Source organism: Paenibacillus sp. 1_12, assembly GCF_900114475.1.
Lineage (GTDB): Bacteria > Bacillota > Bacilli > Paenibacillales > NBRC-103111 > Paenibacillus_S.
This window is the reverse complement of record NZ_FOTE01000010.1, coordinates 210,868-232,954: the sequence shown is the minus strand read 5'-3', so window position 1 is coordinate 232,954 and position 22,087 is coordinate 210,868. Positions and strand designations below refer to the sequence as shown.

General features: G+C 46.0%; 19 protein-coding genes. 16 read left to right on the top strand and 3 right to left on the bottom strand.

All coding sequences use genetic code 11. The features are described from left to right. Positions 1–16 precede the first annotated feature (16 nt). Together BM210_RS34370 and BM210_RS35410 are read right to left on the bottom strand one after the other, a co-directional pair. The gene (locus tag BM210_RS34370; protein ID WP_143101078.1) at positions 17–163 is read right to left on the bottom strand and encodes a lmo0937 family membrane protein; all 147 of its coding nucleotides are present in this window, start codon (positions 161–163) and stop codon (positions 17–19) included. Positions 164–323: 160 nt separating this feature from the next. Next, positions 324–440: a YjcZ family sporulation protein gene (locus BM210_RS35410; protein ID WP_218184959.1), complete on the bottom strand. Its 117-nt coding sequence runs from the start codon at positions 438–440 to the stop codon at positions 324–326. A 276-nt stretch (positions 441–716) separates the two neighbouring features. On the opposite strand from BM210_RS35410, the gene BM210_RS22045 reads away from it, so the two are divergent. The 12 genes from BM210_RS22045 (at position 717) to BM210_RS21990 (ending at position 16,287) form a co-directional block, all read left to right on the top strand. Continuing rightward, the gene (locus BM210_RS22045) at positions 717–1,283 is read left to right on the top strand and encodes an outer spore coat protein CotE (RefSeq protein ID WP_091173506.1); all 567 of its coding nucleotides are present in this window, start codon (positions 717–719) and stop codon (positions 1,281–1,283) included. 141 nt (positions 1,284–1,424) lie between these two features. After that, positions 1,425–2,861, top strand: coding sequence for a putative amidoligase domain-containing protein (locus BM210_RS22040; RefSeq protein WP_091173504.1), 1,437 nt, complete (start codon positions 1,425–1,427; stop codon positions 2,859–2,861). Between the two features lie 68 nt (positions 2,862–2,929). After that, positions 2,930–5,638, top strand: a complete 2,709-nt coding sequence (gene mutS / locus BM210_RS22035; protein ID WP_091173502.1) for a DNA mismatch repair protein MutS — start codon at positions 2,930–2,932, stop codon at positions 5,636–5,638. Between the two features lie 72 nt (positions 5,639–5,710). Next, on the top strand, positions 5,711–7,162 hold the full coding sequence (locus BM210_RS22030; protein ID WP_091173500.1) for a S41 family peptidase: 1,452 nt from the start codon (positions 5,711–5,713) through the stop codon (positions 7,160–7,162). 20 nt (positions 7,163–7,182) lie between these two features. Beyond that, on the top strand, positions 7,183–9,123 hold the full coding sequence (gene mutL / locus BM210_RS22025) for a DNA mismatch repair endonuclease MutL (RefSeq protein WP_091173498.1): 1,941 nt from the start codon (positions 7,183–7,185) through the stop codon (positions 9,121–9,123). Beyond that, complete coding sequence (locus tag BM210_RS22020) at positions 9,124–9,921, top strand: class I SAM-dependent methyltransferase (protein ID WP_256223915.1); 798 nt, start codon at positions 9,124–9,126, stop codon at positions 9,919–9,921. It abuts the gene before it with no gap. Continuing rightward, positions 9,918–10,877, top strand: coding sequence for a tRNA (adenosine(37)-N6)-dimethylallyltransferase MiaA (miaA, locus tag BM210_RS22015; protein WP_091173496.1), 960 nt, complete (start codon positions 9,918–9,920; stop codon positions 10,875–10,877). Before BM210_RS22020 ends, miaA begins: the two co-directional genes overlap by 4 nt. Positions 10,878–10,896: 19 nt before the next feature. Beyond that, positions 10,897–11,142 (top strand): RNA chaperone Hfq, encoded by a 246-nt coding sequence (hfq, locus tag BM210_RS22010; RefSeq protein WP_076228519.1) that lies wholly within the window; start codon positions 10,897–10,899, stop codon positions 11,140–11,142. Positions 11,143–11,269: 127 nt separating this feature from the next. Continuing rightward, a complete protein-coding gene (locus tag BM210_RS22005) occupies positions 11,270–14,122 on the top strand; it encodes a transglycosylase domain-containing protein (protein WP_091173493.1) in 2,853 nt (950 codons plus the stop codon). 146 nt (positions 14,123–14,268) lie between these two features. Further along, positions 14,269–14,973 (top strand): peptidylprolyl isomerase, encoded by a 705-nt coding sequence (locus BM210_RS22000; RefSeq protein ID WP_091173490.1) that lies wholly within the window; start codon positions 14,269–14,271, stop codon positions 14,971–14,973. 37 nt (positions 14,974–15,010) lie between these two features. Continuing rightward, positions 15,011–15,670, top strand: a complete 660-nt coding sequence (locus BM210_RS21995) for an alpha/beta hydrolase (RefSeq protein ID WP_256223914.1) — start codon at positions 15,011–15,013, stop codon at positions 15,668–15,670. Further along, entirely contained in the window at positions 15,667–16,287 is a 621-nt protein-coding gene (locus BM210_RS21990) for a YdcF family protein (protein ID WP_091173487.1), read from the top strand. The genes BM210_RS21995 and BM210_RS21990 overlap by 4 nt, the downstream gene beginning before the upstream one ends. Positions 16,288–16,463: 176 nt before the next feature. On the opposite strand, the gene BM210_RS21985 is transcribed toward BM210_RS21990, so the two are convergent. Continuing rightward, complete coding sequence (locus tag BM210_RS21985; RefSeq protein WP_091173486.1) at positions 16,464–17,252, bottom strand: GNAT family N-acetyltransferase; 789 nt, start codon at positions 17,250–17,252, stop codon at positions 16,464–16,466. Positions 17,253–17,466: 214 nt separating this feature from the next. On the opposite strand from BM210_RS21985, the gene BM210_RS21980 reads away from it, so the two are divergent. The 4 genes from BM210_RS21980 to BM210_RS21965 all read left to right on the top strand — a co-directional run bounded on the left by BM210_RS21980 (position 17,467) and on the right by BM210_RS21965 (position 22,071). Continuing rightward, a complete protein-coding gene (locus tag BM210_RS21980; protein WP_091173483.1) occupies positions 17,467–18,393 on the top strand; it encodes a histidine phosphatase family protein in 927 nt (308 codons plus the stop codon). 120 nt (positions 18,394–18,513) lie between these two features. After that, positions 18,514–19,509, top strand: coding sequence for an AAA family ATPase (locus BM210_RS21975; RefSeq protein ID WP_091173482.1), 996 nt, complete (start codon positions 18,514–18,516; stop codon positions 19,507–19,509). Then, positions 19,506–20,828, top strand: coding sequence for a GTPase HflX (gene hflX / locus BM210_RS21970; RefSeq protein WP_091173480.1), 1,323 nt, complete (start codon positions 19,506–19,508; stop codon positions 20,826–20,828). Before BM210_RS21975 ends, hflX begins: the two co-directional genes overlap by 4 nt. Next, positions 20,821–22,071, top strand: coding sequence for a methionine gamma-lyase family protein (locus BM210_RS21965; protein ID WP_091173477.1), 1,251 nt, complete (start codon positions 20,821–20,823; stop codon positions 22,069–22,071). The genes hflX and BM210_RS21965 overlap by 8 nt, the downstream gene beginning before the upstream one ends. Positions 22,072–22,087: the final 16 nt, after the last annotated feature.

Sequence of the window (22,087 nt, the reverse complement as noted above, 5' to 3'; positions counted from 1 at the left end):
CTGATGATGCTTGTGGCTAACGTGTTTTTCTACCGCTGATTAGATTGAATACAAGTGAAATGGCTGCGATAACAAGTAATATATGTATTAAGTTACCCGCTATGTCAAACGCAAAGCCAAGGCCCCATAGGACAAGTATCACTACAAAAATAGTCCAAAGCATATCGACACTTCCTTTCCGTATTGAAGAATGCTTGCAACTTCATATTCATTCTTAACCATATTAGACTCCATTAAATCACTATAGAAGAAATGCTATGAAGATTCATGGCAAAAAAAAGAAAACCGCCTTTGAATTGCTTGGAGGCGGTTCAACCATTTAATTAGATAAATGTGCGACTGATGATCACCAATAAAATGTAGAGTACAAGTATGACGCCTGTGGTAGTGCCCCAGCCATAGCCTCCGCAACTTCCACCAACTCCAGCTACTACACCCATATTGACCCCTCCTTTCGCCCTGCCTACTGTATGGTATGAATGTCTGTGACTTAATGATTGGACGGTTCTCAAAATGGGTGAATGCCCCGACAATGCGGTTGTTTCAACGTCTATTTTCTGCGTAATGAATATATTACTCAGACCCTAATCTAAATTCAAACCGCATTGCATATGAATTTTAATAACTATCTAGATTTATCTATGCTTATTTTATCAACATTCGCCCATGTCCTGCATACAAATGTAATGAATGATTGAATGGAGGAGGTAGAACAGATGTCAATAGATAAAGATTTGCAAACCAGAGAGATCTATACAAAAGCTGTCTGCGGAAAAGGACGCAAATTTTCGCAAGTCACCAATACGGTCACTCCGCCTCATGCTCCGACAAGTATACTGGGTGCATGGATTATCAACAACCAGTATGAGGCGGTGAAATCTGGCGAAAACGTCGAGGTGGTGGGTACTTACGATATCAATATCTGGTACTCCTACAATAAAAATACCAAGACGGATGTTGCCAAAGAAACGATTTCGTACGTGGAGGTAGTAGGGCTTTCTTACCTGGATAAACGCCACAAGCCGATAACCGCTGAAGTATCGGCTGTCGCTACTCAGGAGCCCAATTGCGTGGAAGCCAGTATCTCTTCACGTGGTGACAGTGTAATTGTACGGGTGGAACGTGAATTCAAGGTGGAAATGATCGCTGAAACAAAAGTTTGCGTAGTGGTGTCCGCGAACGGCTGCAATGATTTTGACGATAAGCATGTGGAGTTTGATGATGCAGGCAGCGATGATTACGAAGATTTGGATCCGGATCTGCTGGATGACGATTTGAACTGATGCTCCTGCTTTTATTATATGACACTTAAGTTCAATTCGACAGAGGGCGTCAGCCCTCTTTTTGTTCGAATTGGCTTTGATTCCGGTGCTTCTCTAATTGGAGCTTCACTTCATGTAAAAAGACCACTGGGGGGAAGTATCATGAGGGTATGGCTCTTGCACTCAAATGAACCGACAATACCGCTATTGCTTGATCGTCTTCGCGTGCCTAACGGTACACGTTTGCCTGTACAGCTTGATTCGACCTGCATCATTCATTGGGGTTGTTTTCAGCCTCAAAGACAGGAGCAGCTGACTCTGCAGCCGGTAAAAAGCCAGCTCCGTGCAGCGAATCCTGAGAAAGCTTCGGCATTGTTGAAGCTTCATGGGATTCAGAGTGATTGGGAATCAGTAGGACAGCGATTTTCTTATGAGTATAGGATTCCTGTGTTTCATTTACAGGCATTGAGCCTATATCAAAAGCAATCGGCTGTTTTTTATGGTTCGCAGCTGCCGACATCACGACCAAAATCAGAGGTGGACGATTTCGAGGAACTGTCTATTGTGACGCTTTCTTATCATGCGGTTCGCTCGAAACGTGAGGCGGTTAAGGCGCTTTATGCACTCGGTCTGGACTATGGCATCGTTCATATAGGGGTACGGCCAGGAGGGGAGCTTGTCGTGCTTGAGGTACAGGCAGCTCCTCAACTGACGGAACGTCTTGCGGAGCTGTTCGCGGATGCCATCCATAGCTTTGCCGAAGAACTAGATGCTTCCTACATAAGCAAAGAGGTAGCATTACTGGGTGCAGACCCGGAATTTTTATTGCGTGACACAAGAGGCAAAGTTACGTTTGCTTCCAAATTTTTGACTAAAGACGGTCCGGTTGGCTGTGATGCGATTGTGCTGCCGAGCTTCCGGAAAATTTATCCGCTGGCAGAGCTGCGACCGGAACCGAGCCTTGAGGTCGATCAATTGGCTAACCAGCTGTACCGTACGATGCAAATGGCATCAAGAAGAATAACAGACAGTACGCTCGAATGGTTGTCAGGCGGGATGCCAGTTCAAGGCTTTCCTTTAGGTGGACACCTTCATTTTAGTGGAGTCTGGTTAAACGTGGATCTTCTGCGTGTACTGGATAACTATCTGGCTTTGCCGCTTACGTTGATTGAGGCACCTACTACTGGACGAAGAAAGCCCAAATACGGATTTCTTGGGGATTACCGCAAGCAGCGCCATGGTGGCTTTGAATATCGTGTATTGCCAAGCTGGCTCATATCCCCGAAGGTTACCAAGGGTGTGTTCGCTCTCGCCAAACTCATAGCAGATCATTATCGCTTGCTGCCTGCGCGTCCTCTTCATGATTTGTCTGTTCAGGAAGCGTATTATGCCGGTGACAAGCTAGCAATTCGCCCATTACTGCCCACTTTGTGGAATGATCTGGTTCGTCTTCCTGCTTATCGCAAGTATGAACGCTGGCTCGTACCACTTAAAGCTATGCTGCTTAAAATGGAAGCATGGGATGAGCAGCAGGATTTAAGGAGAAAATGGCAAATCGGCCCTTATCATAGAAAAGAAGAATCGTCCGTGCATTCATGATATAATAGAAAAATATCAATAAAATTGACTATTACATTATGAATGCATACGTGCATGGAGGTTGCAGCATGGCGACATACACGCCGATGATCGAGCAATATCTGGCCATCAAGGCGGAGGTATTGGATGCTTTTTTGTTTTTTCGTTTAGGTGATTTCTATGAAATGTTTTTTGAGGATGCGATTCTGGCTTCAAGAGAGTTGGAAATAACGCTGACCGGTAGGGAAGGGGGGGCCGAGGAACGCATACCGATGTGCGGAATCCCCCATCACGCGGCAGATAACTATATTGCCCGGTTAATCGAAAAGGGCTACAAGGTTGCGATATGTGAACAGGTTGAGGACCCGTCACAAGCCAAAGGAGTCGTTCGCCGCGAGGTCGTGCGTATTGTGACACCGGGTACCGTGATGGATGCAAGGTCCTTGAGCGAGAAGAATAACTATATGGTGTCTGTCATGGTGACGGCTGCGGGAAGCTATGGTTTTGCGGCTTGCGATATCTCAACGGGTGAACTGTTCGTTACCCGATTGGAAGGCACGCTGGCTCTCGTTCTGGACGAAATGAATGTATATCACCCCTCAGAGCTGCTGGCGACGCCTGACCTGCTGGAGCAGTTGGGTGAGCAAGGTAATGCCTGGGCAGGTTCGACAGTATTAACACCACGTGAACCTTTGTCCGGACGTGAAGACTTGGCGCTAAGCGCCTTTTTTGCCGAGTCTGAGCTAGCTGCATTACCTATTGGTGGAGAAGCTGTTGTTCGTCAATTGATGGAATATCTGATAGAAACGCAAAAGCGCTCACTTGGACATATCAAGCATATTCGTGTCTATGAACAGAATCAATATATGATTATGGACCCGTTTACCCGCCGCAATCTGGAATTGATCGAGACCGTACGTGATCGTGCGAAGAAGGGCACGCTGCTATGGCTGCTAGATAAGACCGTCACAGCAATGGGCGGCAGGCTGCTGCGTCGTTGGATAGAAAAGCCACTCACGAGCGCAGCAGCGATCCAAGAGCGTCTGGAAGCGGTAGACCGATTGTATCACCAATTGATCGTTCGCGATGGACTTAAGCAATCTTTAAAGGAAGTATACGATCTGGAGCGACTCGTTGCCAGAATTGCATACGGAAACGCAAATGCAAGAGATCTATGTTCACTGAAGGTCACTCTTCAGCAGATACCGCTGTTGAAGCAGGAGTGCGAATCGTCCGGGTCGACCACACTGTCAAAGCTTGCTTCACAGATGGACCCCTGCACAGATGTGATGAACTGGATTGAAGAAGCCATTAGCGAGGAACCTCCGATCTCGATTCGTGATGGCGGTATGATCAAGCCAGGCTACCATGATTACTTGGACCAGCTGCGTGAGGCAAGCACGAATGGCAAACAATGGATTGCGGCATTGGAGAAACAGGAGCGCGAACGAACCGGCGTGAAGTCTTTGAAAATAGGCTATAATAAAGTGTTTGGCTATTATATCGAGGTCAGTAAATCCAATCTGTCCACATTGGAGGCAAGCCGTTATGAACGGAAACAAACGCTTGCGAATGCAGAACGATTTATTACCCCGGAATTAAAGGAAAAAGAAGGTTTGATTCTCGAAGCACAAGAGAAGATGGTCGATCTTGAATATGAATTGTTCATGCAGCTGCGGGACAAGCTCTCCGCACATATATCCAGATTGCAGAAGCTTGCCGAGCAGATTGCGGCTGTTGACGTGTATCAATCGATGGCGGCAGTAAGCGCAGCTAATCGCTACACACGGCCCAATATTGGCGAGTTCTATGAGCTGCATATCGAAGAAGGACGGCATCCGGTTGTGGAAGCTGTCATGCAGGATGGTTTTTTTGTTGCGAATGATACGCTTTTAAACGCAAATGATGGTAGTATGCTGTTGATCACCGGACCGAATATGGCAGGGAAAAGCACCTATATGCGTCAGGTGGCAATCATTTGTTTGATGGCGCAGATCGGCTGCTTCGTGCCTGCGAAATCGGCGACTGTCCCTATTATTGACCGCATATTTACGAGGATTGGCGCAGCGGATGATTTAATCGGTGGTCAAAGTACGTTTATGGTTGAGATGATGGACATTCAAGTAATGACCGATAAAGCGACCTCCAAAAGCCTCGTTATTATCGACGAGTTGGGTCGCGGAACCTCGACAGGTGAAGGGATGGCTATTGCGCAAGCCGTAATTGAGCACTTGCACGACCAAATCGGCTGTAAAACACTCGTGTCTACTCATTTTCACGAATTGGCTCATTTAGAGGAAACACTGCTGTCGCTGCGCAACTACTGCATGGCTGTCAAGGAGAGTGGAAGACAGGTAACCTTTCTACGTAAGCTGGTTCCGGGCGCCGCAAGCACCAGCTACGGTATTTATTGTGCACAAATTGCTGGTTTACCAGGAGGCATCATTGATCGGTCTTACGAGCTGTTGCATGCCTTCGAGCAGAGAGCGGAGCTTCTTACGGATCAACCGCCGTCTTATGCTTCGAATCTTACACATAAACAGCAAGCTCCTTCTGTCAAGGAGCTCCAATCAACACCTGCTGTGGAAGTAATTAATCGAGCACATACGGAACAAATTAATGAAACCGCCGCGGCCGTTCAGCTAAGCTTGTTTCAAGAAGAACCTTCGAATCGTACGAAGAAAAAGGCTGACGCGAGAGCCGAACAGTTAATTGAGCAGCTAAAGACAGTGGATTTAATGAATATGACACCGATGATGGCGATGAATTTTTTATTTGATTTGAAAAAGCAATTATAGTATTTTTTTATCCATACATTTAGATTTAATAGTTTGATAACCTTTTATTAGATGAGAGGATGACCCTAATACATGACAAAGAACAGCAATCGCTCCTTCTGGCGGCATACGACGTCCATAGCAATCGCGCTTTCACTGCTTCTTCCTACAGCTTCAGCTGCTTGGGGGGCAAGTCAAACAGACGTAGAAGCCGCACGGACGAAAGAAGTCATGGAGCTTCTGGAAAAATATCACGTTAGTGCTCCTATTAAAAAGAATCTAGCGGATAAGCCTATTAAAGAGATGATAAGCTCTCTTAATGATCCGTACACTGTCTATTTTACACCTGAAGAATTGAAAAGCTTTGAGAGTGCCGTGCAAAATAATTACGTTGGAATCGGTATTCGGGTAACAGAGCTTCCGGAAGGTGTATTTGTCACCGAGGTATTTGATGGACCTGCATCCAAAGCGGGGATGAAATCTGGTGACCGAATTGCTGCCGTTAATGGAGAATCAGTAACCGGAGATAAAGTCGATGATATTGTAAAGAAGATTACGGGTCCTGAAAATTCAAAGGTATCCGTTACGGTTGAACGGGGGCAGGAAAGCATTCCATTGTCCATGACTCGTCAAACGATCCAACTGCCATCGGTTACACACAAGAGATTTGATCCAGGCGTGGGCTACTTAAGTGTAACCGGTTTTTCTGGTGATGCAGATGAAGAGACAGCGGTACAGCTTGCCGAGTTAAAAGCACAAGGAATCAACAGCCTGATTCTTGATTTACGCGATAATCCGGGGGGCTTGCTGGATACGGCGCTCAACATGGTCAAGTTGTTCGTAAAGGAAGGCATCATGATCCATACAAAGGATAAAAACAATGTGGACGAGCCTGTTAAATTCAGCAACGGAACGACACAGCCATTTCCTTTGTACATTTTGGTGAATGAATACAGCGCAAGTGCCTCTGAGGTACTTACAGGAGCACTTCAGGACTATAATGTCGCAACCAAGGTTATCGGAATGAAAACCTACGGTAAAGGCAGTGTGCAGACGATCTTCTCAATGGTGAGCGGCGGGGCTATGAAAATTACAATAGAGGAATATTTGACGCCTAAGCTGCGCAAGGTTAACAAGATTGGCATTACACCAGATATTGAGGTCGATGGCGAGGTGCCACAGCTGGTTACAGCTCTGCATGAAGCCGGAATTCCCCAAATCAAAGTGGCATTGAACAAAAAAGGGGTTACGGTAAACGATGTCCCCGTGTTGGACAGCTTTAATGTCATTCGTGAGAATGGCAGCGTCTATGTACCTTCCAGAGTGCTAAGTTCATTACTCGGGGGCAGCATATCCTGGAATGATACCTTGAAATCTATTGATGTATCCGCATTTGGCGTTACGAAGTCCTATCCATCAACATCCGGGGAATTGATGCTTAAGAATGGTTCTGGCTATGTAAGTGTCGATCATTTTGCAGAAAGCTTTCCGCAATTAAGCTGGTCGGATGATGGTGAGCAGCTCACGCTAACCGCAACGAAGTAAGCGCTAAGGAGCATAAGGCTATGGGAATAATCAGAGTATTAGATGAACATATTGCCAATCAGATCGCGGCAGGTGAGGTCGTTGAGCGCCCATCCTCAGTCGTAAAGGAGCTTGTGGAAAATGCAGTCGATGCAGGCAGCAGTCGAATCGATATAACGATCGAAGAAGGCGGTCTTGCGTTGATTCGGGTGAGCGACAACGGTTCGGGGATGCAACCAGATGACTGTGAAGCAGCCTTCTTCCGCCATGCTACGAGTAAAATTGTGAGCAGTCAGGATTTGTTTTCCATTCGGACACTCGGATTTCGAGGAGAAGCACTACCGAGTATCGCAGCCGTTTCCAAGGTTACTTGCCTGACCTCCACCAATTCAAGCGGGCTCGGACATCAGCTTGTGATCGAAGGTGGAACGGTTAAAGTATCTGAAGAATCAGCAGCTCCGCGTGGAACGGATATTCAAGTGCGCGAGCTATTTTATAATACACCTGCGCGGTTGAAATATATGAAGACCGTGCAGACGGAGCTTGGTCATGTGTCCGATTTTATTTATCGACTTGCATTGGCCCATCCCGAAATAGCTTTCACACTGAAGCACAACGGCAGTGTGATGATCCAAACGCTCGGAAATGAGGATATGCAAGGCGTCATTGCTGCCATTTATGGAACCACAGTGGCCAAAACGATGCTTTCAATTCAGGGTGAGCATTTGGACTATTCCATTCGCGGGTTTATTGGTAAACCAGAGACAACTCGGGCCAATCGCAATGGGATTTCTACATTCATCAATGGACGCTATGTGCGCAATTTCACTTTAATTCATGCATTGCTGCAGGGCTATCATACTTTTTTGCCAATTAATCGATTTCCTGTTGCTGCGATTCATATTGAAATGGATCCGACGTTGGTTGATGTCAATGTTCATCCGGCGAAGCTGGAGGTTCGATTCAGCAAAGAGCAGGAGCTTATTCAATTTGTTGAAGAACAGGTACGCTTTGTACTCAATCAGCAGGTCCTGATTCCGACAGGGGCAGTACCTACCAAGTCTAAACCCATTAATCATATTCAGGAGCAGCTGGAGCTGTATCGTTCTGCTCCGCCCGCGCCGGAATCGGTCAATGGCAATTTTGATAAGGAAAATAGTCGCAAGCAGGACGTCGAGACCTTGAATCGTTGGTCGCAGGCAGATCTTCGCACTGAACGGGACAATGAAGCGAAGCGTACGGTCAATCCAATCCAGTCCACGGCCCGTGACACCGCACAGAGGGACAAACCATCGCGCAATGAACCAGTACAGTCCTTCAAGGAGCAGGCCGCAGCCAATGAGGCACTCCTGCGTACATTGACTGCTGACGACCAGACGCTTGCTCCTGTGCTTCCATCGTTTCCTAAGCTCTCTCCCATCGGGCAAATGCACGGCACTTATATCATCGCCCAGAATGAGGAAGGCTTGTTCCTGATTGATCAGCATGCCGCTCATGAACGTATTAATTACGAATATTATTTTGAAAAATTCGGTAATCCTGCAGAAGCCAGCCAAGAGCTGATTGTACCGATCACATTGGAATTTACAGCATCGGATGCAGTGCGGATCCAAGATAAGCTGCCATTACTGGAGCAGGCTGGTGTATATGTGGAGCCATTTGGCGGCAATTCTTTCCTGGTTAGAGCCTACCCACATTGGTTTCCGGATGGAGAAGAGAAAGCACTGATTGATGAGATGAGTGAATGGCTGTTGTCAGAGCGTAAAAGTGTAGATGTGAGTCGATTACGGGAAAAAGCTGCTATTATGTGTTCTTGCAAAGCTTCCATTAAAGCGAATCAGAGCATGCGGGTGAATGAAATGGAAGCTTTACTAGATCGATTGGCATCATGCCGAAATCCTTATACATGTCCACATGGACGTCCTATTGTTATCAGCTTTTCTACTTATGAGCTCGAAAAATTATTTAAAAGGGTGATGTAAGTGCTCGTAACGACCTCTTACGACCCGCAAGCTGAACACCTGGAGGCTGCAGCGCAGCTTACCAGATCGATCAAGCAGCTTCATGGGATAGTAAAACCGGTTCGACTCGTCTCAAGAAAGCGATTTTCACTAGCTCGACTTCGGCAGCTGTATAATGATTCTGATATCCTGCTTGTTTCAAAGGAGCGGATAGAGTATTATCATGAAGATCAGCCTGCTTTATTTTTCCATCCCAGCACGGCAGCAATTCGAGTCAAGAGGCTTGTGAATGGCGAGCATGATCCCCTAATGGAGCTTTCTGCCATACAGCCGGGTGATCGTGTTTTAGACTGTACAGCAGGTCTTGGTTCAGATGCGCTTGTTTATTCTTTTGCGGTGCAGGGTAATGGAGAAGTGGTAGCTCTTGAGAGCGAGCCTGTTCCTTATTTAATGCTTCGGCAAGGTCTTAAGGCCTATGATTCCGACATTCCTGGAATGAATGAGGCTATGCATCGCATACAGGTTATACAGATGGATCACAGTGAATATTTACTGCGAGAGCCTGACAATGCCTTTGATGTGGTTTATCTGGATCCGATGTTTCGGCAACCGATTCATGAGTCCAGCTCAATCAGCGCGATACGTGTATTGGCAAATTCCAGACCTGTAAGTGAACAGACCATTAAAGAAGCACTGCGTGTAGCAAGAAGGGCTGTCATTATGAAAGAGCACAGAGGTAGTGATGAATTTGTTCGTCTGGGCTTCGAAGAAATAAAACGTTCCACCACGAAAATAGCTTACGGAGTGATACGATTGTGACAAAGGCAACACCCAAACCCAAGCTGCTGGTGTTGGTAGGACCTACCGCAGTAGGGAAAACAGGACTTAGCCTTAAATTGGCCGCTGAATATGGTGCCGAAATTATTTCCGGAGATTCCATGCAGGTGTATCGGGGAATGGATATTGGAACAGCAAAGGCGACTGTCTGGGAGCGGCAGCAGGTTCCTCATCATATGATTGACATTCATAATCCGGATCACCCGTTCTCAGTAGCAGAATTTCAAGATACCGCACGTAAACTGATCCTTGACATTACCAGTCGCGGCAAGCTGCCTTTCATTGTGGGTGGAACCGGGCTTTACGTGGAATCGGTTTGCTATGATTTTCAATTTAGTGAATCCGGTTCTGATGATGCGTACCGTGAAGAGCAGCAGGCATATGCTGAGCACTATGGACCCGAAGCGCTTTGGGAGAAGCTGCGAGAAATAGACCCTGCAAGTGCAGAGCGGCTGCATCCCAATGACCAACGGCGTATCATTCGTGCGATGGAAATGTTCCATTTAACGGGAGAACGGTTGTCCGAACGATTGAAGGTACAAAAAAAACAGTCTCCTTACGAACTATGTATCGTCGGGTTGACAATGGATAGAGCTTTGCTATATAAACGTATAGAAGAGCGAATTGATCTTATGCTGCAAGAGGGTCTCTTGGATGAGGTCAAGCGTCTGATGGATCAGGGTTACGGCAAGCAATACATATCGATGCAGGGTTTGGGCTACAAGGAAATCATTGATTATTTGGAAGGCAAGAGTTCCTGGGAAGAGACCGTGATCCTATTAAAAAGGGACACCCGCAGATTTGCCAAACGACAGCTTTCCTGGTTTCGTCATATGAAGGACATTAATTGGGTAGATATGACTGAATTTACAAATTCTACTGCACAATTCAATGAAGTTCATGCTATAATAGCAGATAAGTTAAAATTCGAACGTTAAACTCACAAGGGGGCCCATGATGAATAAATCGATCAATATTCAGGATACATTTTTGAACCAGCTGCGCAAGGAAAATATTCCCGTTACGGTGTACCTGACCAATGGGTTTCAGATCCGTGGGGTCATACGGGCGTTCGATAATTTTACGATTATCATTGATAGTGAAGGCCGCCAGCAGATGGTATACAAGCATGCGATTTCTACCTTCACACCACAGCGTTCGGTTTCTTTAATGCAGCAGCCGGATAGCAGCTCCGACAATTAAGTGCTTTGTTAGTGCAACTTGGCAACTTTTTGAGTCGAGCATTCGTTTATTGAATAGGAACCATGAGAGCAACCCGTTCCGCTAGGGTTGTTCTTTTACTTTAAAGAGAGATCAGGGGAGGCAGAGGATGGCAACAGAAAAGAAACCACCGACAGCAAAACCAACTTCAGCAAAACCAACTGCAAAAAAAACAGCACCCAAAAAGAAAAAGCGGAAATTTAGCGTTGGCAAAGCTTTAATGTTTGCTTTTGTAACGGCTGTTCTGGGGATCATATGCGCCTTGGGCGTCTACATTTTTATCATAATCAATGGTAACAAAATATTAGATGCCAATAAGGATAAAATGGATATGGATGAAGCCTCACACTTAATTGACGTGAACGGGACTGAAGTAGCTGTCCTTCATGGTGAACATGATAATCGGGAGATTGTTAAAGCAGAGGATATCCCTCTAAAGCTGCAGCAAGCATTTATAGCAACAGAAGACCGTAGATTCGAGCAGCATACAGGTATCGATTTTCTTGGCATAGGACGTGCCCTTGTGAAGGATATCGTGGCCCGCAGTGCTGTCGAAGGCGGAAGTACCATCACTCAACAGGTAGCCAAAAATATGTTTTTGAATAATAATAAAACCTTTTTCCGTAAAGCGACTGAGATGTCCATTGCCGTTGCTTTGGAGGATCGATTCACCAAGGATGAGATTTTGGCCAAATATGTGAACCGAATCTTTTTTGGAAATCGAGTGTTTGGGGTTAAAGCGGCTGCGAAGAAATATTTCAATGTAAGTGAATTGAAGGATTTGAAAATTTGGCAAATGGCTACGCTCGCGGCGATTCCTAAAGCACCAAGCGTATACAATCCGATTGCCAATCCTGACAAATCGAAGGAGCGACGTGCTGTCGTCCTGAAGCTGATGCAGGAACAGGGGTATATCACAGAGGCTGAGCGTGCTGAAGCAGCTGCAGTCGATTATGAAGCACCTCCAGCTGTCGGAAGTAAAGACTATTTAACCTTTATTGATTATGTGATTAATGAAGCTGATAAGGTATATGGCATTCCCGAGGCTGAATTGTTGAGTAACGGCTACAAAATCTATACGACGATGGATTCCAATGCACAGAAGATTATGGAGCAGACGTTTGCCAACGAAAAGTTTTTTCAGAAAAACGGTCCTGAGCAAAAAATGCAGGGAGCGATGGCGATTATCAATCACAAGGATGGTGGGTTGGTCGGCATCATCGGAGGACGCGATTACGTGCCAACTGGCTTGGATCGTGCGGTAGTGCCTCAGCAGCCAGGATCTTCAATCAAGCCGCTTCTCATTTATGCACCTGCATTAGAGAGCGGTAAGTACAATCCGTACAGCATGCTGGAGGATAAGGAAACCAACTATAATGGCTATGCACCACGAAATTATGATGGTGTTTATAGAGGACAAGTAGATATGTTTGAAGCGGTGCGCAAATCAATAAACGCGCCTGCTGTATGGTTGTTTAATGAGATCGGTGTAAAAACCGGGATGGATTTTGCTTCTAAGCTGGGAATTCCATTTGAACCTCAAAAGGATCGAAATCTTGCGATTGCTCTTGGAGGCATGACCAAAGGTGCGTCTCCGTTACAAATGGCGGCTGCCTATGGCGCGATAGCGAATAACGGATATTTGAACACGACCCATTCAATTGTAAAAATTGTAGATGATGAAGGTAATACGATCAAAGAGTTCAAGCAGGAGCGTGTTACTCCAGCCATGAGCGCTAAAACTGCTTATTACATGACGCTGCTCATGCAAAGCGTAGTAGAGCCAGGCGGGACGGGAACCGCAGCCAAGTTCGAACGTCCGGTATCGGGTAAGACGGGATCCACACAAACGGTTATAAAAGGACTGGAGAAATATAACCGTGATCTTTGGTTTACCGGATTTACACCGGAATGGAGTGCAGCTGTCTGGATCGGTTTTGATAAATCGGATGCGAAGCATTATGTTACGATGAGCAGCGGCAGCGCTGCAGTCATTTTTAAGGAAGTTATGCAAAAGGCATTGGCGAATCGTCCGATGACGAAGTTTGTTAAACCGGACGGTGTTCCGGATTTGGTTAAGCCTGAGCCGCCAGCTCCAGTGAAGGACATGGGTGAGTTAAAGGCAGAGTACGTCAAAAGCAACGGAAGTCCATCTGTAATGTTAAGCTGGTCATCACTTGGTGATAATGTGACATACCGTTTACTTCGTAAAACGGATAAGGACAAAGACTTTTCAGCTGAACCGATGCTGACAACCACTCAAACGGAAGTCAAGGACATTACAATAAAGCCGGGTGAAACCTATCAATATGCGGTTGTAGCGTACGATCCCAAAACTGATAAGACAGGTGCTCAGTCGCCATCTGTGACTGTGGTCATCCCTGCTGAGGGTGCTTTACCACCAGGTCAAGTACCAGGTCAGGGAACCGGAACGACGCCGGGGACTGGACCTGATGCAGGAACCAAACCTGGCTCAGGAAGCGGGACAACACCGGGAACGGGAACGGGTACAGGTGCTAAACCAGGAAATGGAACAGGAACGAACCCAGGAACGGGAACGGGAACGGGAACTAACCCAGGAGCCGGAACGAACCCAGGAACGGGAACAGGAACGAACCCAGGGGCTGGAACGGGGACGAACCCAGGGACTGGAACAGGAACGAACCCAGGAACGGGAACAGGAACGAACCCAGGGGCTGGAACGGGGAATAACCCAGGGACTGGAACAGGAACGAACCCAGGAACGGGAACAGGAACGAACCCAGGGACTGGAACAGGAACGAACCCAGGGGCTGGAACGGGGACGAACCCAGGGACTGGAACAGGGACGAACCCAGGGGCTGGAACAGGAACGAACCCAGGGGCTGGAACGGGAACGAACCCAGGAACCGGAACGGGAACGAACCCAGGGACTGGAACAGGGACGAACCCAGGGACTGGAACTGGCAATGTTGTTCGTTAACTCGTAATAGGTAAGCAGGTTCGTACAGACTATATCAAAGTCTCCGATGTGTTAAGCATCAGGAGGCTTTGTTAATTTTTACCCTCTCGTAGTATAATACTTTAGGGGCGTTCCCAATATGAGATAAAGATCTGGAGGAATTAACAATGAAAGCAATATCTACAACTAAGATGACCAAATGGGCAGCTATCGCAGTGGTATGCGCGCTTATGCTGTCGGCCTGCGGTACCAAGCCTGCAGAGAAGGATGCGGCTTCTACTGGAAAGACAACACAGGGCAGCAGTCAGCCAGCAACCAATACGCAGCAGCCAGCAGCGAAGAAAAGCTGGACGGCTCCACCGGCTATGACCATTGATGTGAAGAAAACCTATCAAGCAACGGTTGCAACCTCCAAAGGTAGCTTCAAAATTGATCTATATGCGAAGGATGCGCCACTGACGGTCAACAATTTTGTATTTCTAGCCAAAGAAGGCTTTTATAATGATATTGTGTTCCACCGCATTATCGAATCGTTTATGATTCAAACCGGAGACCCTCTTGGAGTCGGTAGTGGTGGACCCGGCTACAGCTTTCAGGACGAGCTGAAGACCCCTTACAAATATGAGCCTGGGATTGTCGCTATGGCCAATGCAGGACCGAACACAAACGGCAGCCAGTTTTTCATCTGCACAGGTGAAGATAGCAAGAACTTGAACAAATCTCCGAACTATACGATTTTTGGTAAGGTGACTGAAGGTATGGATATTGTCAAAAAAATTGCTGCAACCCCTGTTACAGGTGGCCCTTCAGGTGAGAAAAGTACTCCCACAGAAAAAGTCGTCATCCAATCGGTTGCCATTACTGAAAAATAAATCGAGGATAATCTTTGTTAGCTAAAGAGGTGCAGCCTTGGAAAATAGACATTGCCTTATGCTCCACGGCTTTACTGGAGGGCCTTATGAACTGACTCCATTGGCAGCGTATTTAACCGAGCTGGGCGCCATATGCCATGTACCAACTTTACCTGGACATGACCCTGAGCTTAGAACATTGGGCGAAACAAGTTGGCACGATTGGTTGGAGGCTTCCGCTAAGGAAGCTTCCAGCTTAATCACGCTGTATGGAGAGATCGATCTGATTGGCTTTTCAATGGGTGGCTTGATCTCGGCTTATATTGCCAATCGTTATCCAATCCGTAGACTTGTTTTGTTAAACGCAGCAGTCTTTTATTTTAGTCCTTACCGATTTATGAGAGATCTGGTGCGTAGGATTCGAATGGACGACTGGTCGAATTGGGGAAAGGTAAAAAGGACGTCATTTAAGGCTACGAGGCAGTTTTTAATGCTGAATAAACAAATGCGTCCTGAATTGCCGAGGATTAAAGTGCCGACATTAATCGCACAAGGCGAACAGGATGGTATTATTCATCCGAAAAGTGCTCATTATTTATTTAATCAACTTCAAGGGGAAAAGGAAATTGAGTTTTTTCCTGAAGCTCGTCATATGATTTGTCTGGAGCCTGGTGCGCTGTCTGTATTTCATTCTGTTGAACGATTTTTGACTAAATGATGAAGCAGCGGCCATCGTGGAAACGGACACGAAGAATTATAGGGTTGTGTGCTGTTGTAGGACTGTTATGGGTGACCATCCTGCAATACCGAATGGCTAATGTTCCAGACAATACTTTAGCTCATGGAGAAGTAGGTATTATATTAGGTTCTTCTTTAAAAGATAACGCTGCCACACCTTCACTGCGCGAACGTCTGGAGGGCGGCATTAAGCTTTTTAAAGAGAGGAAGATCCAGCATATTATTGTATCTGGCGGTTTGGATCGAAGTGAGTTTCATTTGACCGAAGCTGAGGGAATGAGAAATTATTTGTTGGAACGCGGTATAGCGGACAACGTGATAGTGATGGAACAGGAAGCAACTAGTACTTATGAAAACTTATTGTTCAGTCAACAGATCATGAAGCAGCAGAATTGGCACTCAGCGGTAGTTATTACACACCGTTATCATATGCTCAGAGCGATGGAGATGGCTGCATTTTTGAATTACGAGCAGGTAGAGGCTTTTCCAGTAGACTCCAAAGCGGTGAATAATAGCTGGAACTTGATTCGTGAAACATTGGCTCATGGCAAATGGATGCTCGATCAACTGTTCATTACAATAAATGGTCGGCAATAAAATCCAAAAAGTTAAAAAGAATATCAATTATTCTTTCGACAGTAGTATTTTGGGAATTATCGTAAAGCTCTAAACTAAAACAGTAATTTTGATTGAACTATAAATGAAGAGGGAAGAGGTTCCAGCAATTTTTTGTTGGAACCTTACTCTTTTTATGATCAATCAAGATGATCATTTTAAGGTTGAACGCGATAATGGAACTGGAACAAGGAAGTAAAGCCTGCTTTTTGGTATAAACGGTGCGCGGGCTCATTATCATTAACGACCTGCAGGTACATTCGTTGTGCGCCGTTGTTCATACTCCACGAGGCTAGCTCATTCAGCAGCCGCTTACCGATTTCTTGTCCCCGAAGCTCGGATTTTACAGCAATATTCGTAAGTCCGGCCCAGCCTGCTTCAACGACAGCCGTACCAACTGCGGCGCATTGACCATTCCATTCTAGTGTACAGAAGCATTTGGGTTGGGTAATACGTGAAAACAGTGAATCATAAAAAAACAACTTGCTCTTATCAAAGCCTTCCATTTCGATGAAATCAGCCAACCATTGTTCACTGTGAGAGGACAGGATTTCTGCGCTCAGATTGTTGAATTCAGATGAAGTACGGGAGATGACCTGCTCTGTATCAGCAATTAGCACTGAACAGGGAGTTTCCTGGAGAAAGCCTTCCCGTTCCAATAAAGCATCAAGCCCCACCGGGGAAGCATCGCTGATATGATACCGAACTGGAAGCCCATGTGTTTGATAAAAGTGCAGTCCTTCCATCAGCCAATTTCCATTAGGAATTGAATTGCCTGCGCCTGTCCAGATGCTGTTTGCTCTTTTTGTGATGCCATCTGTTACACGCATGACCCAATCCCCCTGCTTAGCATTTGTGGCTGCAGGCCATGTGTTAAAAGCACATCGTTCAATTTGCTGATAAAACTGAAGTTGAGTTTGATCGGGGGAGGAGCTTGTTGAATTCATGTGCACTATCCTTCCTAATATGATTTTATAATAATTGCATAAATATACTATTTAATGAATAAAAACTCAATATATTTTTTGCTAAACCTGATTTATGTTCGGATTTTTGTATGAAACATTGACTAATAAATAAAAAATCTCTATCATCTTCTGTCTGGTCATTGTACGATACTTAGATCAGGATGTAAGATTGATAAAAGAGGTGATATATCGGATGCTGGCACAAGCTTTGCTTATTAAAGACGGGTCCGTGCTTATGCTTAACGAATATGTAGAACGAGGCGATTTGGTATGGAACTTTCCCGGTGGCGGGATTGAGCAGGGTGAGTCACCTGAGCAGGCTTGTATTCGTGAGGTGAAGGAAGAAACTGGATATGACGTGAGGATTACACATTTGCTCAATCGCTCGGAATCCAAATATACATTCCTCGTGGAAATTGTTGGTGGTCAACTAGCTATCGATGTTCAACACCCGGACAATCAAACCATTGTTTCAGCCGAATGGGTGCCGCTATCGGATGAGAATAGATGGGATCGAGTGACACGCCCTATCTGGGAGGCTTACAATAAGCTTAAAGATGCTTTAAAGACCATATATGTAATTCGTCATGCACAGGCCGAAGGGCAAGCAGCAGAAGCATTCCTGACGTCTGAGGGCATGAAGCAGTCAGAGCAGCTAGGCCGAATGTTATCGATTATTCATATTGATGAATTCCGGTCAAGTCCTATGTTGAGAGCACAACAAACCCTTAAGTCTGTTGCCATGCGAACTGGACAAGGGGTTGTTATTGATAATCGACTCTCCGAACGAGTGTTAAGCAGTGAGTCCATGGCGAATTGGCGTAACCATTTGGAGCGGACCTTCAGCGATAAGCTGTTGTGCTATCCTGGTGGAGAATCCAGCCATTCAGCATCACAGCGAGTTGTTTCCGTTATGGAGGAATTGCTTGCGTCAGATGGGCACACGTTTGCTGTAGTCACGCACGGCAATTTGATGGCTCTCCTGCTGGGTTATTATAAGGAGCAGTCTGGTTTTGAAGATTGGAGTCGGTTGACAAATCCAGATGTATACAGACTTACCTTTATTCGGAGCAGCTTGCTTTCCATGGAGCGAATTTGGGATACTGACAAGCATTTTTAGCAGCGGTGGACGGGCATGTTTTGAAATTTCGACGTTTCACTATACAATAGAGGAAGAAAATGAGCACATTCATCTGGGCTTCTGCGTATACTGCTAACACCAAGTAAAGAGGTGATATGCATGAGTGGACGTGTCCTGCCAACAGACCAGATCCAAATTACACAAAATGCTCATCAAATCAATGTGATATTACGCAACTCGGAACCCATTGCAGCACCTGATTCCGAGCCTCAATTTCACGGTAAGCCATTATCCCAGCAAGGTCAATTTGGGGAAATTATGAAAGAACTCGACCGGATGGTCGGTTTGGAGTCAATCAAGGAGCTTGTGTTCGAAATTTATGCACTGCTTCGGGTTGCCAGCTATCGGGCCGAGGTGGGGTTGACGGCGAATACGCAGGTGTACCATATGGTTTTTAAAGGAAATCCGGGTACTGGAAAAACGACGGTAGCACGTATCATAGCGAAATTGCTGCAAACGATGGGTGTGTTGAGTAAAGGTCATCTTATCGAGGTAGAGCGCGCTGATATGGTGGGTGAGTACATAGGGCACACAGCATTAAAAACGCGAGAAATGGTAAAAAAGGCTATTGGTGGTGTGCTTTTTATTGATGAAGCCTATAGCTTGGCGCGCGGCGGTGAAAAGGATTTTGGCAAGGAAGCGATTGATACGCTTGTAAAAGCGATGGAGGATCACAAAAATCATTTCATCTTGATTTTGGCAGGGTACTCGCAAGAAATGGATCAATTTTTACTGACCAATCCTGGACTTCCGTCCCGTTTTCCGATCCATCTGGAATTTCCTGACTACACAGTCGAACAGCTCATGCAAATTACTGAAATGATGATCAAGGAACGGGAATACGTATTGAATACACAAGCTGAGAGCAAAATACGGCAGCAAATCATCAGCGAAAAGCAGCAGAATGATTCCGAAGCTTCTTTCAGCAACGCACGTTTTGTACGTAATTTAATTGAAAAAGCGATGCGAAACCATGCCGTACGTTTGCTGAATAGCCATGTCCAGCAGCCCAGTAAGCAGGATTTGATGACACTTCGAGCTGAAGACGTCAAGCTGGAAAGAAAACAATCAAAGGAGACCCATAAATATTTATGAAAACAACCACACACAGCATTGATCACGAATTGGAACGGGCCGTTCTTATGAGCCTCGTTACCCCGCAGCAAAAAAGAGAGCAGTCTTATTCCGCAGAATATTCCTTGGCAGAGCTAGTTAGCCTTGCTGAAACCGCAGGCGTAGAAGTATTGGCCACCTTATCGCAAAACAAGGAAAAGATTGATTCCAAATGGTTTGTAGGAAAAGGCAAAGCTTCCGAGCTTAAGGATCTCATTGATGAGCATGGTGCCAATACGGCTATATTTGATCAAGAATTGTCCGGAGCTCAGGTGCGGAATCTGGAAGAATTTCTGGATGTGAAAATTATCGATCGAACTCAACTGATTTTGGATATTTTTGCCCAAAGAGCCAAAACCCGCGAAGGGATTATACAGGTAGAGCTGGCCCAGCTTAGTTATTTGCTGCCGAGGTTATCCGGTCAAGGAAAAAATCTGTCACGCCTTGGTGGCGGTATCGGAACGAGAGGGCCGGGGGAAAGCAAGCTGGAAACTGACCGCAGACACATTCGAGATCGAATTGATGAGCTCAAGCAGCAGTTGTTTGAATTTGTAAAGCATCGCAATCTGCACAGAGAACGCCGGAAAAAAACGGGTGTGTTCCAGGTAGCCATTGTGGGGTATACAAATGCTGGGAAGTCCACACTTTTAAGACAGATGACGGATGCTGATGTATATGTGGAGAACCAATTGTTCGCAACGCTCGACCCGACCTCAAGGATGCTGAAGCTGCCTGGCGGTAAGGAAATTGTATTGACGGACACCGTTGGATTCATTCAAAATTTGCCGCATGATCTGGTCGCTGCTTTCCGTGCTACCTTAGAGGAAGTTTGTGAGGCTGACCTTATTTTACATGTGGTAGATAGCTCAGCTGATATGATGGAAACACAGATGCGCGTTGTCAAACAAGTACTTACGGAACTCCAAGCACATGGGAAAGATCAGATTACTTTATTTAACAAAATTGATCAATGTACACCTGAACAAATACAAATGCTCTCTACAGAGGGTGACTTCTTGCGGATGTCCGCTTATAATGAAAACGATCTGGCACAAGTGTGTGAACTTATTGAAGCCCGCTTGATGGGAGATAGCAAGCAGTTTCGGATTCCTGTTGAGAAGGGCGATATGATTTCATTAATGTACCGGATTGGCGAAGTTTTGGAGAATGAAGTGGAAGGTAATGATATGGTATTCCAGGTCCGTATAGACAAACAGGAATACGAAAAGATCAGTCATTTATTAACTTCATACGCCACAGATCAGGTAATGGACGAGGGAGAGAATGAGTTGTATGTTTAATGAACGCATAACGGCATGGATGGAGCTTGCCGAACAGCGGATTGAGGGTAAATTTAAAGAAGTGGAACGGATCATTGATCAGAATCAGTGGAAGGTGATCCGCGCATTTCAAAAGCATAAAGTCAGTGATTACCATTTCGCTGGTTCTACAGGGTATGGTTATAATGATCGAGGCCGTGAGGTGCTGGATCTAGTGTATGCGGATGTATTTGGAGCGGAGGCTGCCCTGGTGCGGCCTCATTTTGTGTCTGGAACCCACACCATCAGCACGGCATTATTCGGGGTGCTTCGTCCAGGTGACGAGCTGCTCATGATCACAGGGCGGCCCTATGATACGCTGCACAAGGTGATTGGAAAACCTCAGGATGGCAAGGGCTCCTTACAGGATTGGGGAATCATTTATAACGAGGTTGCTCTTTTGGAGGATGGAAAACCGGATTATGAAACGATTCGCAGCAGCATCACACCACGTACCAAGGTTATTGGCATTCAACGGTCCCGTGGCTATTCATGGCGATCTTCATTCCATATCTCAGAAATTGAAGAGATGTCCCGGTTTGTAAAAGAACTAAAAGAGGATGTAATCGTTTTTGTCGATAATTGCTATGGTGAGTTTACGGAGCTTCAGGAACCGACTGAGGTCGGCGTAGATCTGATGGCAGGTTCCTTAATTAAAAACCCGGGGGGGGGCTTGGCTGCAACAGGCGGTTATATTGCAGGTAAGCTCAAGTATGTGGAGTTAGCTTCCTATCGCTTGACTGCTCCTGGTATTGGCGGAGAAGTTGGAGCCATGCTGGATACTACCCGCGGTATTTATCAAGGCTTGTTTCTGGCGCCCCACTTGGTGGGACAAGCCGTCAAAGGGTCTATCTTTGCAGCTGCTGTATTTGAACAGCTTGGATTCGTAACACATCCACACTGGAGTGACAAGCGCACGGATCTGATTCAAGCGATAAAATTCACAAGCGCCCAGCATTTGATAGCCTTTGTTCAAGGCATTCAGCAAGCATCAGCCATAGACGCGCACGTGGTTCCTGAGCCCTGGGCAATGCCTGGTTATGAGCATCCGGTAATCATGGCTGCAGGCACTTTCATACAAGGCGGGAGCCTAGAACTATCTGCAGATGCTCCAATTCGTGAACCATATATTGCTTATATGCAAGGTGGATTGACGTATTCACATTGTAAGCTTGGTGTATTAACCGCGCTGAGCAGCATGATGGAACAGGGTTTATTAAAATAATGACTTATACTTTGCA